Origin of the sequence: Bradyrhizobium sp. BWA-3-5 (genome assembly GCF_032917985.1) — a bacterium.
Taxonomy (GTDB): domain Bacteria; phylum Pseudomonadota; class Alphaproteobacteria; order Rhizobiales; family Xanthobacteraceae; genus Bradyrhizobium.
Genome location: NZ_CP136626.1, coordinates 2,100,187 through 2,115,473, shown reverse-complemented (window position 1 = coordinate 2,115,473; position 15,287 = coordinate 2,100,187). Strand labels below are relative to the sequence as shown.

Annotated in this window: 11 protein-coding genes; 5 read left to right on the top strand and 6 right to left on the bottom strand. The window is 56.9% G+C overall.

Translation table 11 applies throughout. The features are described from left to right. Positions 1-271: 271 nt before the first annotated feature. Positions 272-1,609, top strand: coding sequence for a glutamate-1-semialdehyde 2,1-aminomutase (locus RX331_RS10175; RefSeq protein ID WP_410708166.1), 1,338 nt, complete (start codon positions 272-274; stop codon positions 1,607-1,609). Between the two features lie 60 nt (positions 1,610-1,669). Here RX331_RS10175 and RX331_RS10170 read toward each other — a convergent pair whose 3' ends face one another. Continuing rightward, positions 1,670-3,088: a DUF4038 domain-containing protein gene (locus RX331_RS10170; protein WP_317256428.1), complete on the bottom strand. Its 1,419-nt coding sequence runs from the start codon at positions 3,086-3,088 to the stop codon at positions 1,670-1,672. A gap of 297 nt (positions 3,089-3,385) precedes the next feature. On the opposite strand from RX331_RS10170, the gene RX331_RS10165 reads away from it, so the two are divergent. Then, positions 3,386-4,582 (top strand): polysaccharide pyruvyl transferase family protein, encoded by a 1,197-nt coding sequence (locus RX331_RS10165; RefSeq protein ID WP_317256427.1) that lies wholly within the window; start codon positions 3,386-3,388, stop codon positions 4,580-4,582. A 42-nt stretch (positions 4,583-4,624) separates the two neighbouring features. Here the strand turns inward: RX331_RS10165 and RX331_RS10160 are convergent, their stop codons facing one another. Beyond that, the gene (locus tag RX331_RS10160) at positions 4,625-5,704 is read right to left on the bottom strand and encodes a glycosyltransferase family 2 protein (RefSeq protein WP_317256426.1); all 1,080 of its coding nucleotides are present in this window, start codon (positions 5,702-5,704) and stop codon (positions 4,625-4,627) included. 377 nt (positions 5,705-6,081) lie between these two features. Between RX331_RS10160 and RX331_RS10155 the strand changes: the two genes are divergently transcribed. From RX331_RS10155 to RX331_RS10145, 3 genes are all read left to right on the top strand, one after another. Next, positions 6,082-7,587, top strand: coding sequence for an oligosaccharide flippase family protein (locus tag RX331_RS10155; RefSeq protein WP_317256425.1), 1,506 nt, complete (start codon positions 6,082-6,084; stop codon positions 7,585-7,587). 121 nt (positions 7,588-7,708) lie between these two features. Continuing rightward, a complete protein-coding gene (locus RX331_RS10150; RefSeq protein ID WP_317256424.1) occupies positions 7,709-8,848 on the top strand; it encodes a glycosyltransferase family 1 protein in 1,140 nt (379 codons plus the stop codon). Between the two features lie 281 nt (positions 8,849-9,129). After that, positions 9,130-9,981, top strand: a complete 852-nt coding sequence (locus RX331_RS10145) for a sugar phosphate nucleotidyltransferase (RefSeq protein ID WP_317256423.1) — start codon at positions 9,130-9,132, stop codon at positions 9,979-9,981. A gap of 49 nt (positions 9,982-10,030) precedes the next feature. On the opposite strand, the gene RX331_RS10140 is transcribed toward RX331_RS10145, so the two are convergent. The 4 genes from RX331_RS10140 to RX331_RS10125 form a co-directional block, all read right to left on the bottom strand. Next, positions 10,031-11,149: a glycosyltransferase family 1 protein gene (locus RX331_RS10140; RefSeq protein WP_317256422.1), complete on the bottom strand. Its 1,119-nt coding sequence runs from the start codon at positions 11,147-11,149 to the stop codon at positions 10,031-10,033. 32 nt (positions 11,150-11,181) lie between these two features. After that, a complete protein-coding gene (locus tag RX331_RS10135; protein WP_317256421.1) occupies positions 11,182-11,820 on the bottom strand; it encodes a PIG-L deacetylase family protein in 639 nt (212 codons plus the stop codon). Positions 11,821-11,996: 176 nt separating this feature from the next. Next, the gene (locus tag RX331_RS10130; protein WP_317256420.1) at positions 11,997-13,790 is read right to left on the bottom strand and encodes a glycosyl hydrolase; all 1,794 of its coding nucleotides are present in this window, start codon (positions 13,788-13,790) and stop codon (positions 11,997-11,999) included. Positions 13,791-13,871: 81 nt separating this feature from the next. Next, positions 13,872-15,275, bottom strand: a complete 1,404-nt coding sequence (locus RX331_RS10125) for a hypothetical protein (RefSeq protein ID WP_317256419.1) — start codon at positions 15,273-15,275, stop codon at positions 13,872-13,874. Positions 15,276-15,287 lie beyond the last annotated feature (12 nt).

Here is a 15,287-nt window from a genome sequence, read left to right as displayed (position 1 = left end):
TAGTAATTTGGTCCGGCTTCTCTTACGCCATTTCGGGCCCGGGGCGCATACTTTTATTCGATTCAGGTTAATCCGCAGCAGGCCGTTCATCACGCCATTCAACGTTGTAAACCGGGCATTTTAGCGTTATTAAAACACATCGAACTTAGCGTAGTTAAATACAGTCGATGTTTTGAAAGAGGTCGCCTAGCCGCTCTGTTTGAACACCGGCGAGGGTTCCAGACGCAGACCGACCGTAGAGCGAAACTGAAATTGTCCGAGAGGAATTTCCTTGAATTCGCAAACCAAGCCTCCTTTTGCGCAGACTTTCGCGAACTCGTCCAAGATGCAGACTCGGGCTCACGCCCTTATTCCAGGCGGCGCCCACACGTATGCAAAGGGCGACGACCAATACCCCGTGCTGGCGCCGGGATTTCTGGCACGGGGCCAAGGCTGTCATGTTTGGGACGTCGATGGCAACGAGTTCATAGAGTACGGGATGGGGCTGCGCGCAGTTACCCTCGGACATGCTTACGCGCCTGTCGTGGAAGCAGCTCATCGCCAGATGCTCCTCGGTGAAAACTATACGCGTCCTGCAGCCATCGAATTGGACTGTGCCGAACAGTTCCTGAGCCTGATCGAAGGCTTCGACATGGTCAAATTTGGCAAGAACGGATCGGATGCGACGACCGCGGCCGTGCGATTGGCGCGGGCCTACACCGGCCGCGATCTGATTGCTAGGTGTGCCGATCAACCGTTCTTCTCGGTCGATGACTGGTTCATCGGCGACACGGCAATGTCGGCCGGTATTCCAAGAGCCATACAGGAACTGACTCTCCAGTTCCGATACAATGACACCGAGAGCCTTCGTGCGCTGTTTGAGCAAAATCCTGGCCGAATTGCCTGCGTCGTCCTCGAGGCAGCCACCGCCGTGGAACCGGCACCCGATTTTCTCAGGTCCGTGCAGGAGCTTTGCCGCAGGGAGGGCGCAGTATTCATCCTAGATGAAATGATCACCGGCTTTCGGTGGCATAACGCCGGCGCCAAGAAGGTCTACGGTATCTCGCCGGACCTCTCGACCTTCGGCAAAGGCATGGGCAACGGCTTCTCGGTTTCGGCGCTGGCCGGCCGCAGGGAGATCATGGAGCTCGGAGGTTTGCAACACGACCGGGAGCGCGTGTTCCTGCTCTCGACAACGCACGGCGCCGAGACCCACTCCCTCGCCGCTGCGATCGAGACGATGCAAATTTATCGCCGCGACAACGTCATAGAATTCCTTTACCGACAGGGAGAGCGGCTGCGAACCGGCGTCAATCGGGCAATCGTCTCGCTCGGCCTCAAGGGGAGCTTTGAGGTTCTTGGCCGCCCCTCCAACATGGTTTACGCGACACGCGATCAGGCGCAGCAGCCTTCACAGGCATTCAGGGCCCTGTTCCTCCAGGAGACCATTCGGCGCGGCTTGATCATGCCTTCGATGGTCGTGAGCTTCTCGCACAGCGACGCAGACATCGATCAAACGATCGAGGCGATCGGCGAAGCGCTCCAGGTCTACCGGCGAGCGCTGGAGGATGGCGTTGAGCGCTACCTGATCGGCCGCCCGGTGAAACCCGTGTTCAGGAAATTCAACTGAGGAAATGGCCAGCTCTCAGCGGCGGCCTCGTCCCAGAGCAGCCCAAGTCAGTTGAGATGCTCACGTGCCCGGTGCAGGTAGCCTCGCCGCCGCGGAATCGATAACCAGCAGCCAGTCACCCGCGTCAGGTGATTTGAAGCGGCGAGTTCCCAGATTGGCGAAGGTGCCTGCCGCCCTCACCGCCCCCGTGCCAGGATTGTACCAATTGCAGGTGGCAAGATTGGTCGCGTCCACGATTTTGCTCAGATTGATCGTGACGGACCTGCCCCTCGAAATCAGCTTGTCCCAGAACGTCTCGCTGGACGGCAGATAGGCGAAAATCGTCACCCCGTCACTGGTGCGCGCGCAGACCGATCCACCGGCGGCGCCTTCCGTCATCACTATATTCGCGGTATCCGGCACCAGCAGGTGGAAGCTTCTCGACCGAAACAGCTTCCCGAGCAGTTGCTGGCCGACCGAACCGACGGAGTTCAGCTGACTTTGCCAAGTCGGCGGCCCGGCATTGATGCCATTCCCCGCGTTGCGCGAATTGAACGGCCAGATCGCACCGTTACCGAACAGGCGTCCCAACGTGCAACCGCCGAGGACAGCGCCGTAGCCCTCAGCGCGTGTCCGTTCACCCGTGGTGGAATGCTCGAGTTCATACCAATCTTCCCCAAGCAGGCATGGTAGTCCTTGCGAGTAGCAGCGCTGCGCCCCCGAAACGACACTTTTCAGCGGCTCATACACCCAATTTATATCCAGCCACGGCCTGATCGAGCCATACGCGATCCTGTGCGCATCGATGCTCGAGTATCCCCCATTTGGCGTCGGCCCCCCGGTCTCGAGCACGTAGTTTGCCTCCAACGTCATTAGATGACCGGGGTCAATTGCCTTGATGGCCGTCGCAAGCTTATCGAGCTTGCCATAAACTACCGCATTGTTCGGGTCGGCATCGCCGCCGATTAACCAGATCAGATTGGGAAAGTTCTGGTAGCGTTTCCCAAGAAACGATCCGTATTCTTCGATCGCTGCATCGCTGGTGTGCGGCAACGTGGTCAGGTACCCTTCAGCAGGCTTGACGCCGACAAATAGCGGCATCAACAGAACGGTCATCCCATAGGCAAGGCACCGCTGCATCACATGGTCGACATGCGCCCAATAGGGTTCATGAAAGTTAGTGAAATCGGCACCTTTGAAAGGTGCTTCGCCGGCAAAATTGTACGGCGGATTGCTTTGATAGATTTTGTCGGCAGCAATCATCCAGACGATATTTATGCCACGCGCCGCTCGGTCGCTCAGATATATTTCGACGTCTGGATTCGAAAGCTGCTGTATCAGATATTGTGGCGCGTCCCCGCAGGCAAAGCACAGCTCGCCAAACTGGTCGACGAACGCGGTCCGCTGGGCATTTAGTCCAACCGGAAAGCGCAATGGAAGAGATGAAACGGGCTGATCGGCCGACGCGGCGACGCTCGACTGCGGGAGAAATTCCTGCATGCCAAAGGCTATCGCCCCACATCCGGCCAGGAATGATCGTCGATCCACAGCGCAGCCTGGCACGATGTCGCTTCCTCCGAGCCAACTCCGTCTGCCTCGGCAACAAAGCAAACGACCTACCTCCAGCAAGGTTAATCGCGGAAGATCTCATTGCGCAAGCTTCCCAGTGTGCGTGAGGCTTGGCCAGTTGCTTTCGCGACTGCTAAATAGCAATCTTCAAGAGCAAGTATCCTCGCCGGCTAGCGTTTTCCGGTTCTGATGCTAACTGCCCGTGTGCTGGTTGAAGGGAAGATGGGAATGCGTTCACGACCTGCGAAGATTGCGATCTTCGGCAACTTTGGCATGGGCAATTTCGGCAATGAGGCGACACTTGTAGCCATGCTCGAGTCCCTGCGGCGAAGCCGTTCCGAGATCGAGTTGACCTGCATCTGTACGGGTCCGGAGCGGGTGCAGCGTGAACACCAGTTGGTCACGCTCCCGCTAACCCGGTCGGCGCCCTCCCTGATAAGGAAGCTCGACAATATTCTGTATGCCGTCCAAACAATACGAAAATTCGACGCGCTGCTCATTCCAGGTACCGGCATTCTCAACGACTTCACGGCGTCGCCGTTCGGCATGCCATACACGGTCTTCAGATGGTGCCTTGCGGCGAAGCTTTGTGGCGTGAAGACCGCCTTCGTGAGCACTGGGGCAGGCCCATCGCATCATCCGGTAACCCGATGGCTGATAAAGCGTTCTGCCGCGATGGCAGAGTATCGCTCGTACAGGAACAAGTTCTCGAAGAACTTTCTTGCAGACCTCGGACTGGATACAAGCCACGACCAAATCTACCCGGACCTGGCTTTCAGCCTGACGATGCCCTCGACGTCGCACACGCGAAGCACTGATTCGGCAGGTCTCACGGTCTGCGTCGGCGCGATGCTTTATCACGGCTGGCAGGGCCATCTGAGAACAGATGATCAGGTCTATCGAGCCTATCTTGGAAAGCTGCGAGATTTGGCGCTGTGGCTTATCGATCAGAATTATCGGGTTCGGCTGATGATGGGAGACCAGAACGACGAGACGGCGGTAAACGACCTGCAGCAAGCGATCGTCGCGGAGAGACCGTCCTTGCCGGACGACAGACTGATTGCAGAACCCGCCCGCACTTACCAAGATGTCATCAGGCAACTGAGTGAAGCAGACGTGGTCGTCTCGAGTCGCTTTCATCATCTAGTCTTCGCGGTAATGCTCGGAAAGCTGACAGCATCCCTCGGTTATTCACCCTATCACGCAGAACTGATGGACGAGATGGGCCTAGGCGCGTTTTGCCAGCACAGCGATGACATACAACTCGAGAAGCTGATCGCGCAGTTTAATGAACTAACCGCAAACAGAAGCCATTACCAGCGCTTGATCGGGCAAGCTGTAAGCGCAGCTCACGAAAAGCTCGCCGATCAGGAAAAAATACTTGAATCGAGATTCCTACATCCGCCGCTCTCCGGCACGGGCTAACAAGCGCCGCCTCACTCCGCCGAAATGGCCGATCGGCTCACGTCAACAATTGGATTCTGATCGGCGTCTATCCGCGGCTGCAGTAGGCCGATCGACCATCTCCGACAGTTCGAGCCGGGCTTTTGGCCAAAGGCTGGTCGCGGCTCCGACATCACCACGATTCCCCCGCGCGACCTGCCATGCCCATACGAGCAACGCTTCGACATAGTTCAGCGGCGACGGTTGAATGCCCTGCTCCTTGAGGATGGCCAGATGATGATCATAAAGCTTCTTGTTCCCGTCGCGGAACCGCCATAGCAGCAGCCGGCGGAAGTAATGCTGCAGATACGCGCGCCTGCATGTTACTAGATCCGCAGCGGACATCACGCTAGGACCATGCCGATTGATCAGCGCCAGCCAATTGGAGGTGAAATCTTCCACGAGCTTTCTGACTGTACTTGTTGTCCGGTCGGCATGCTCGCGCGTGAAGCCAAGCGGCGCATGAACAAACCCGTATTTGCCGTCGACGGCCGCGCGCAAGCAGACGTCGATGTCCATGAGCATTTCATCGTACTTGTGGAACGGCACGTCGTCCCGCAGGAGGCTTCGCCTGAACAGCTGGCACTGCGGTGAAGTGGCAGAGTGAAATTTCGTCAGATACGTCTTCACAAACCATCGACCATCGAAAACCGCCATGTCTGTTGGGAGCCCTTTGCCGTGAATATCCACGTCCCCGCCCGGCTGCGTTCCCGTGGTCCACTGGCACCCAACGACACCGATATCAGGATCAACTTCCGCAACGTCGACCAGCTTCTCTATTGCGTCATCTGTAATCAGGTCGTCGGCACACAGGATGAGAAAGTAACTGACGTCCGGCCCGATCAGACGAAGCGATGTTTCCCAATTGTCGTACATCGAGAGGACCTCGGGATTGCGCCTCGTTACTAGTGGAACCCGGCCATTCCTGTACCGCGCAATGATATCTGGCGTAGAGTCGACGCTTGCGTTGTCCAGCACGATATGGAGGAGATTGGGATAGGTTTGCGTCTGCACGCACGCCATCGTCTCGGCTAGGAATTGCTCCCCGTTGTAGACCGGGGTCACTATCGCGACGCGAGGATGTTGACGGTTCGACTGCTTCATGCTTCAGCACGTTTAGGTAATTTCCTGCGATGCGCGCCATCGCAACGCCAAACACGCCGCCCGTTTGCAGTACGAGGCAATCCAGCAAAGCGCGACGAACGGAATACTATATGTAGACCGGCAATTCCTTCGTGCCGTCTTGCGCCTCGTATACAACAATACGTGCTGCTTGGTAACCTAGGACCGGGCACGGTCCAAGAGCGAAAGACCGTTCACGGGACGCCGAAAAGGATTTCGGACTATGCTTAACAGCCGAGGATGGCGTTTACCATGAGTCGACCACGGCTTTATGGCCAAGTTAACTTTCTTATTTGCACTAGCCTAGTTATACGACAAAACGCAGAACAAGCCGTTTTGCTTTTATATGCGATGTATCCTTGAGCCGCTCAGCAAACAGACTCGGTAGTCAGGCCACCGCGGGTGCCATCACCCTCGTTGCATCGCGGTTGATTGCCCGCGGTCTCGATTTGCTTACCCTCGTCGTTCTCGGCCGCCTGCTTTCGCCCGCGGATTTTGGACTCGTCGCAATTGCGATGGCTGTTGTCCAGATTTTCGAAGCCGTCATGGAATTGCCACTCGGCCTCGCACTCGTTGCGCTCCCGCAACGAACCAAACTCCACTACGACTGTGCCTTCACCCTTCAGCTCCTGAGAGGATTGGCGCTGTCGGCGACTCTGTTGACCCTTTCCTGGCCCATATCACACATCTACGGCGACTATCGACTAGTCTGGCTGGTTTGCGCGCTGAGCATCGCTCCGGCTGCACGGGGCCTTCTGAGTCCACGTACTGTTGAATACGCACTAAACTTCAACTATCTGCCGAGCCTTACAATCGAGGTAGCGGGGAAGCTAGCCGCTTTTCTGTTGTCGATCGTCGTTGCCTGGTTAACCGCGAGCTATTGGTCGATTGCGATTGCCACGATCGCTTCTCCTGTCATGATGCTGGTGGTGTCGTATTGTTTTGCACCCTATCTACCAGCTCTCTCGCTCCGGGAGTGGCGAACCTTTTCAAAATATCTCCGCTTTACGACGGCATCGCAGGCCGTGGCCGCCCTGGTCTGGCAAATGGACCAGTTGATGCTCGGCCGCTTCGTCGACCGCTTCGAGCTTGGCCGGTTCTCGATGGCGTCAAACCTTGCTGCACTTCCCACGCAGATATTGATCGGCCAAACCATCAGTCCCCTTGCCGTGGCGTTCTCCTCGGTCCGGGGTGACCTTGAAAGACTGAGGGCTGCCTACCATAAGAGCGCCGTTAGCATCGCCGCCATCGGCTTGCCTGCCATGGTGTGGATCAGCATCAACGCTGAACCGGTAATCCGCCTCGTCTTAGGACAAAAGTGGGTGAGTGGAGCGTCAATTCTCAGTTGGCTTTCGCTCGCAATGATCCCGCCGCTTCTTGCAGGACCGCTCATCCCGCTTGCAACAACCCTAAACAAGACGAACGTGTTCCTGCGGCTCAGCTCGATCGAGCTATTCATCAAGACGCCGCTGATGCTGGTTGGACTTACTTACTACGGTATCCCCGGCGTCATTGCCGTCCGGCTGATGACCGCCACGGCAATATGGGGCTACACGTTGTTCGTCATACGCGAATTGATCGGGCTCCGATTGAGGGATCAACTCCTTGGTCCGCGACGCACGGTCATCAGCACCGCGATCATGGCAGCGGCGATCGCGCCTCTTCAGGGGCGCTTTACGGACCAGCACAACCTCGTTCAACTTGTGGTGGACCTGACGATTGTTGGTGGCACAGCCGTTGCCGCCTATGTTGTCTCGATGTTCCTCCTCTGGCGAGCGGCCGGTTCGCCGGATGGTGCTGAACTCCACGTGACGAAGCTGCTTGTCAATAGCATGCAGCGTGTCCGTAGCATTCGCGCCAAGTAAGCTGGGGGAGATCGTAACGATTAATGGTAAATCGCTGCGCTTGCTGCATATCCAGGAAGTCCCTGCGACGAGCCGCTAATAGCATACTATAGTTGAACCGCATTTTCCTGGTAAGAATCGCATGACCCGCGTCAACCAGCCTTTCGATTGCGAATTCACGCTGGCGCTCAACAACCGCACCGGCAAGTATTTTTTTTGCAAGGAGATGATCCAATCGTCCGAGGATATGATCGCGTCTTGCCTGTATTGGCGTCTGCCGCTGAAGCAACTTCCCCCGCGGACGCTGTCGCGGATCCTCGGAAGGCTTGCACGCTGGGAAATCGATTTCCGGTCCGGAACCGGATTGATCAATCGCCTCCTGTCGCCATCGCCACACCATCGTCCACTGATATTCACCGACCCGCGGGAAGTGCTGTTCTATCGATTGAAACCATGTGACATCGTCGTCTGTCACGACATGGGACCGATTACCCATCCGGCTCTCTACAATCCCGGCGTGAGCCGGATCTATCGGCAGGCCTTCGAACAAATTCGAAACGCCCGGCCTTTCATGATCTTCGTCACCGCGGCTTCCCGGCAGGAGTTTGTCGCAAGGTATGGCGATTACTACCCGGCCATGCAGATCGTATCTCCCCCGCTCCGGATGGATATGCAACAGAGCGACGTGCGGCCTGTTGCAGGCATTCCGGAAAAGTTCTTCCTAACTGTCGGCGCTGTCGGCGAACGGAAGAATCAACTGCGCGCGATACGGGCATTCGAAGCGACTGGTCTTGCCAAGGCTGGATACGCCTACGTCATTTGTGGCGGCCTGCACGAGGCCGGTGCGGACTTGGTCGCCGAGCACGCCAGACGAACGCAGGGCGTCATCCTGCCGGGGTATGCCAATGACGCCGAGCTTCGTTGGTTATACCGGAACGCAACCGGCTTTGTCCTGCCGAGCTTGCTGGAAGGTTTCGGCTTGCCGGCCGCGGAAGCCGTCCACTACGGACTGATACCGCTGCTCTCCCACGGCGGCGCTTTGCAGGAGGTTGCCGGCGACGGCGCCATCTATGTCAATCCTCTGGACGAGGATGATATTGCCGCCGGAATGCGTTTGCTGGCCGAGCTTTCTTCGGAGGAGCGGACAAGGCGCCTCAACCAACTCCGTGTTAATGTTAGTCGATTTTCGCTGGAGCACGAAGCAGGCAAGTGGCGTGAGACCCTGAAACTCGCAGCAGCGGCGTGGTCAGAGGGCGCCTCCGGCCGGAACCAGAGTCTTTAGAAACTCCGAAATCCACGGGGTTAACTATTGGCGCACCAATCACGACCAATGTCGGAACGGCACAATTTTGCCGGCGAAAGGATCCCTGTCGGCGTCGCTGGGTAGGGTCCGGACAGCACTAACGCCATCTAGCCATTTAACCATGCGGAAAAAATCGCTCGCCGTCCTCTGGAATGGTAGGGTATAATCCATTTAATTCGATATTCCGGCTCCACACAAGTCGTGAAAGATCTGCTTATTTCCATGGCGTCAATATTGGCCCCTTGCTTGAGGACACTCGAATGAAAGTCGTCATTTTCTGCGGCGGAAAGGGCCTTCGGCTACGCGAGTTCTCGGAGAACACTCCGAAGCCAATGGTGCCTGTTGGTTCGAGGCCCATCGTTTGGCACACGATGAAGTACTTCGCGCATTATGGACATAAGGAATTCATACTGGCACTCGGCTATAAATCCGAATTCATCAAGGATTTTTTCCTGAGCTATAACGAGGCGATGAGCAACGACTTCGTGATCACCAACGGCGGCAGGACCGTCAAGCTGCTCTCGTCGGACATCGATGATTGGACGATTACATTCGTCGATACCGGCATGGAGTCAAACATCGGCGAACGGCTGGTGAAAGTGCGGGAACACGTCGCTTCTGACGAATACTTCATGTGCAGCTATGCTGACTGTCTGACCGACGCACCGCTCGATGACATGATCGACACGCTCAAGCGTTCCAAGAAGACCATGAGCTTCGTCGCGGTCAAACCGAGCTCCAGCTTTCACGCCGTGCAGTACAATGCCGCGGGTGAACTGATCGGCATCAAACCTGCCGATCAGCTCGGCCTCTACATCAATGGCGGATACTGGATTATGCGTCGGGAAGTCTTCGACTACATCAAACCCGGCGAGGAAATGGTCGAGGAGCCGATGAAGCGCCTCATTGCGGCGAACCAACTAGCCCCTTACCGTTATGACGGCTTCTGGGCGTGCATGGATACCTTCAAGGAAAAGATGATGCTCGACGACATGGTCAACGCCGGGAAGGCCAAGTGGCAGGTCTGGGCGAAGCCCTTGTCGCGACCTGTTCTGCCGACGATCACGCCTGCCCTCAAGACCGGCGCCCCGGCGCGCGACAGCCTTCAGTAGCTTTTTGCGGCACGGATCGGATCCTGCGTCTGAGCCCGTGCGCGGGAGGTCAAAAGCGGCCGTGAGCGCCTAACCGCTCACTGTCGACGACGTGCCTTATCACCTCGACGAGCTTTTGCCCGGCCCGATCCCAGGAAAATAGCGCGGAACGCTCCCGCCCCGCGAGCGAATAGCGCTCCCATAGGTCAGAGTCGTTTGCGAGCTTGGCGATGGCTTCCACCCATTGCGCAGGATCATCGGCGGCTGCGTACATTGCAGCCTCCCCGCCGACTTCCGGCAGCGCGCCGCAGGGCGCCAGCACCGCCGGACAACCGACTGTCATGCCCTCGAGCGGCGGCAAGCCAAATCCTTCAGTGGTCGAGGGAAACGCCAGACAAAGTGCGGCCTCCAGCAGCGCCCGAAGCTCGCCGTCATCGATCCTACCGGCGAAAACGGCGCCTTGCGGGATCGAATAACCCAGCGCTTCGAATTGTTTCGGCTCAGCGGCCCCTACCAGCACCAGTTTCAACGCTGCAAGCGAGGGGTCAGAGAAGGCTTTGAGCAACAAACCGATGTTCTTATGCGCCTGGACGTTAGCCAGCGCGATCACAAAACCTCGCCCTCGCAATCGCAAGCGATCAATGATCTCAGGTCGAGGATTGTAACTTAGCAGATGGTCGACACCGTTCGGAATCACAGAAATCCGGTCGGGCTGAGTGACTCCATATCGAACTAGCTGGTCGGCGGAAAACTGCGATACTGCCAGTATCCTGAGGTGGCGATGCCCGATCACGGGCAGCACCGTGCGATACCACCTTGCGAATGCCCAACTATATGATTCCGGGGTGATAAACACCTGAGCGTCGTGAATCATCGTGATTGCAGCCGTGCTCGCCATCGGTCCCAGATTGCAGAGATCGAGGAGCAAATCCTTTCTCGCCAGTCTCGGAAGGTCGAGTTGCTCCCAAAGCTGGCCGCGCAAAACTCCCGCACGTTCGAGCGGAAATGCGTCGTGGCGGCCATCGCGCACATTCCGAGGGGCAATGATACCGACGGCTTCGTGGAATAGATCCTCGAGCTCATCCCGGCGAATGTACAGCTGGCGAATGAGCTGCTCAGCCACCCGGTGCACACCGGTTGGCTTGGCTCCGAGGAATTTTCCGTTAATGGATAGCCTTCGAAAACTCAACTACACCTCGCTTGGAGCGCCCGCCGCCGAACTCAGGCGACCACGAACTTTCGCGCGAAAAACGCCTCCGCATAGCGCGTATTGCTTTCAAGTCCGCGAATCCGCATCATCCCCCGGAAAGTCTCTTCGTCGAACCAGTGTTTGTTTCGCTGACTGGAAAATACATCGCGCAGCACCTCAATCTTTACCGCAACGTCCTCGGGGTCGAGCGGAACAAACAAGTTCGGCTGCATCAAATCTCCGTCCCATTTCGGAATCTCATACTCCCATATTTGATGCGATCGAAACGTATTCCAGGTTAACTCGTTGACGATGCGATGATCCTGATGCGCGTCGCCGCGCGCATGCGTAAGGATGAGCCCCGGGTCGGCCGATTTCAAATTATGCTCGAAGAACTCCTTGATCTGTTCGCGATGCGCAGGGAAGCGCGAATCAGCGAAATTCTGCAGCAGGATGCGCCGCGAGACGTCACCCAGGATTCGCTCAGCGCCACGATGAGCCTCATCGTGACGAACCTCATTCCCCGAAAGCACGCACCACGTCACTTCGACGTCAGGATTTTCCCGGACGATCCGCAGCACGGTCGCGCCGGCACCGATTTCGATATCGTCAGAGTGCGCGCCGACGCACAAAAGTCGCTTTACCTGCCTGAACCCACCAAAGGCAATCATGACCATTTTCCTTTGCAATCTCAGTGATTGCTCTCGGCCAGCATCCCACTGCTGCTTCGCAGTTGGCCCATCGAGAAATTCAAAAATCAAAGAACGCAGCGACGGTGAAATCCAGCAATAACTCAAAGAAGCACCGTCGTAGAGTGACAGCCGAATTAATGGTTAAGACGACGCCGTTACCGAATTTTCCTGATTCTGACCTCCTTTATCAGGAACTCGTTTGGTGACGAGATGGCGTTTATCCGGAAGCTCCAACCCCAGGCACCGGCAAAACTTGTATCCTTTAAGGCCCAAGACAGCTCTTGCCAGGCGTCACTTGCGGGGATGTTACGATAATCAGTGCCGACATAGCCTCGGCTCGATTCGTAGTCGATGCTTAGACCCGCCTGCTTATCGGTTGCGACCCGCTTCACTACCGTCGTTACCTCGATGCTCTTCGCCTCCAGTCCGGCAAATTGCGGATCCACCCAGAAATAAACGTAGTGTCCTTCCTTGTCGGATCGAGAAAAGTCCAACCGCCGCCACTCCCGGTCAGCGATCGTGGTGTCCTGGTTGATCGACCTTATTCCGGTTCCTATGTTCCGCTCACCGAGTAGTAACGTCGCCAGTTCAGCTCCTTGATAGTCGACCTTCCATGGAAAGGGCTGCTTCTGCTGAGCCCGCGCCTTCTCGACCAATGCAGCGGGTAGCCCCTCGATCAGGACCGGCGTGTCAGTCAGCGTCAGCGAATCGCCGGCGCGCAATGTCGTGCTTTCCCCCTTCAGGCTCAAAAGACGTACATCGCCATCGAACACGACATTGACTTTGCGCTTTGCGCCCGCCCAGGCTCCCAGAACCGCCTTTCCCCCGTTATTAAAGGCGAAAGCAAAGGCCCCTTCGCCAAAATCCAACCAGCCTGCCGAGGTTGGCTCCGCGCCCAGCGCGGCGGTTAATACCCCGAGAGCATCCAAGGAGGGACGTGCCGTCATATCGGAGCGAATGAGCCCGTGGTCCTTGCCGTCTCCGTAGGATGGCCCCCGTGCTTCGAACCAAAATACCCGCTGGAAACCTGCCACAATCGACAGCAGATAGGCCTTCGCGAGCGCGACTGCCTGTGCCTGATCCTCGACATCGTCTCGCTTCACTGGCGCCAGCGCGCCGATCTCCGTTATCCAGAGCGGCGTGTCGGCAGACTGCCTGTTCGCGTCAAGCATCTTCCGCAACGTCGTGGTCATGTTGAGGAATGCAGGTTCTCCCCCTTGCCGAAGTCCGGCCAGGATCTCGTAGGGATGCACACAGATGTAATCGAAGTGGTTAGCTGCCCCTGCCTTGATCGTAGCGTCAAGAAAGCGAACATCGAAGTTCGCCACGCTCATGCCGATCTTTGCCGTCGGATCGATCTTCTTCGCGGAGATGAACGCCTCGCGCACCAGCTCGGCATAGATCTCGGGCGATCCATCCACGGCGAAGCTGCCATTGAACTCGTTCCAGACTTCCCAATACTTGATGTCGGAATGATATCTCGTCACAAGTGCGGCGACATAGTCGCGCCAAAACCGGATATCTTTTATCGGGAATCTTCGCGTCCCGCCGTCCGCAGATGCCCAAGGGGCAAAGTACGCAAACATGCCGGTCAGGTGAAGTCCGTTTGAACGCGCGTTTTCCAGGAGCCGATCAGGCAGAACGAAATTCCATTCACCCGGTCTGGGCTGAATCGTTTGCCACTCATAGAAGCCACGGAGCCATCGGATGCCGGCCTGCCGTAGCATCGGATTGAATTTGGGATAATCATTCAGCCATTCCGCCCCCGTCGCTACCCCCCATGGGCTCCGGTCGTCCCGCAGGTCGCCGGGTGATGTCGGCGGATTACCGGCTGATTGTGCCGAACAGGCCGCGCAAAACCCAAGCCCAAGGACCAGTACAACGGAGCGTGCTATGAGCAGGTAGGTGAATGGTCGCGCCTGAAAGCATAATCGTGCGGGCTTGAACACGGCTGCTATCTCCGGAGCGGGACTAGGCTATTCCCTAGGCTACTCGAGCAGCCGGGATCGAACAAATTATTTGTTCGGCACCTAGCGATACGAAACGACTGCTTGGGCTCTCGGCACCTGGGTTCGTACCCTGGGCGAGTCCAGACAGCCCAATGCCGCAAAAGCGAAAAATGGCAGACCGAGATCGATGAAGCCGGCGGACGCTGAAGCGGCAATTAGCCACGCCAGGCAAGCTGATCGTGCCGCAATCTGCAGCGCCGGCACGCTAGACGGCTGAGGGCGCTTCTTTCTAATCCAGATAGAGAAAAGGAACATGGCATAACTCGCGGCACCCAGAATTCCGAGACTGCCGATGACCGCAACTGGAAAACTCGATGCCCGCACGCTGCCATTACCCGCTCCGAAGCCGAACGTATCGACGAAATTCTGTATGGCCTGGCTATTCCATCTCGATCGCTCGATCCCCGAGGAGGTCGACATCTTGTTGAGAACGAACTGGTTCAGAAGCTCCGAGAAATAGGCATAGGAGGCGTCGTTGAGGGCAATCGCGATCGCCACAATGACGAATACAAAGGGTGCGCATATCATGAAGACGAGCATTTCCCGCCGAATTGGTCCGAACAGGAAACTGAAGAAAGCGATCGCGAACTGCACAGCCAAATAGCCCGCCAGACCGACATATGCCGTAGTCGATGTCGAGAATAGCAGCGCGAGAAACGACAAGATGCCCAAGGATAACGTCAGTCGGCCTCCGACTCCGTGAAGCCAAAGCGCTATCGCAAATGCGAAGTATCCCAATGTCCAATAACTGAAGCTGGATGCTTCGACGAAAGAACCGACTATTCGCTTGAAGCCGGCCGATTCAGTGTCGCTCATGATCGAATATGTCGAATTACGAATGAACGACATCAATTCGCCGGTGTTCGTCATGAACGTAACGAGGTCCAGCAAGCCGAACGCCAAGTTCAATACCACGCACATCAACGCTGCTCGTCCCAGACATCTTCTTCCAGACTCGGTGGCTCCGAAGCCGGCAAGGAGAAGGAAGCAGACGCAATCCCCAATGAGGTAAATCGATTGTGTTAAATTCGACGTGGTCGGTCCAAGCGGAGAAAGATAGTTCTCCCCGCTCTGCGCACGAACCGCATAAGCGAACGTTTGTCCCTGAAAGAGACGCGGCATCAGATATGCGCTGATTGTCGAGTAACCGACGGTCACGAGCAACCAAAAGCCCGGACTGCCCGGATATACCACCTGAAGCACACGGAACCGGATTTCACGGTCCGCAAGCAGCCTCACCGACAGAAAGCCAAGCAGCAGATGCGCCGGCTGGATGGTCGTTCCCCCAAGGGAAGTCAGGATGAGGGCAGCAGCAGCGCCGAGAAGCGTCGATCCAAGGAATGCATAGACAATGAAGTTTGGCCGCACAAAGAGACCAATCAAGCCAACAACGAGAGTTATCGCGCCAATCAGTTCAACCGTCATTGCAACGTTCGC

Coding starts and splice junctions, on each gene's coding strand:
- RX331_RS10170 (WP_317256428.1), bottom strand. CDS start 3,088: ATGCAGGAATTTCTCCCGCAGTCGAGCGTCGCCGCGTCGGCCGATCAG.
- RX331_RS10165 (WP_317256427.1), top strand. CDS start 3,386: ATGCGTTCACGACCTGCGAAGATTGCGATCTTCGGCAACTTTGGCATG.
- RX331_RS10160 (WP_317256426.1), bottom strand. CDS start 5,704: ATGAAGCAGTCGAACCGTCAACATCCTCGCGTCGCGATAGTGACCCCG.
- RX331_RS10150 (WP_317256424.1), top strand. CDS start 7,709: ATGACCCGCGTCAACCAGCCTTTCGATTGCGAATTCACGCTGGCGCTC.
- RX331_RS10145 (WP_317256423.1), top strand. CDS start 9,130: ATGAAAGTCGTCATTTTCTGCGGCGGAAAGGGCCTTCGGCTACGCGAG.
- RX331_RS10135 (WP_317256421.1), bottom strand. CDS start 11,820: ATGATTGCCTTTGGTGGGTTCAGGCAGGTAAAGCGACTTTTGTGCGTC.
- RX331_RS10125 (WP_317256419.1), bottom strand. CDS start 15,275: ATGACGGTTGAACTGATTGGCGCGATAACTCTCGTTGTTGGCTTGATT.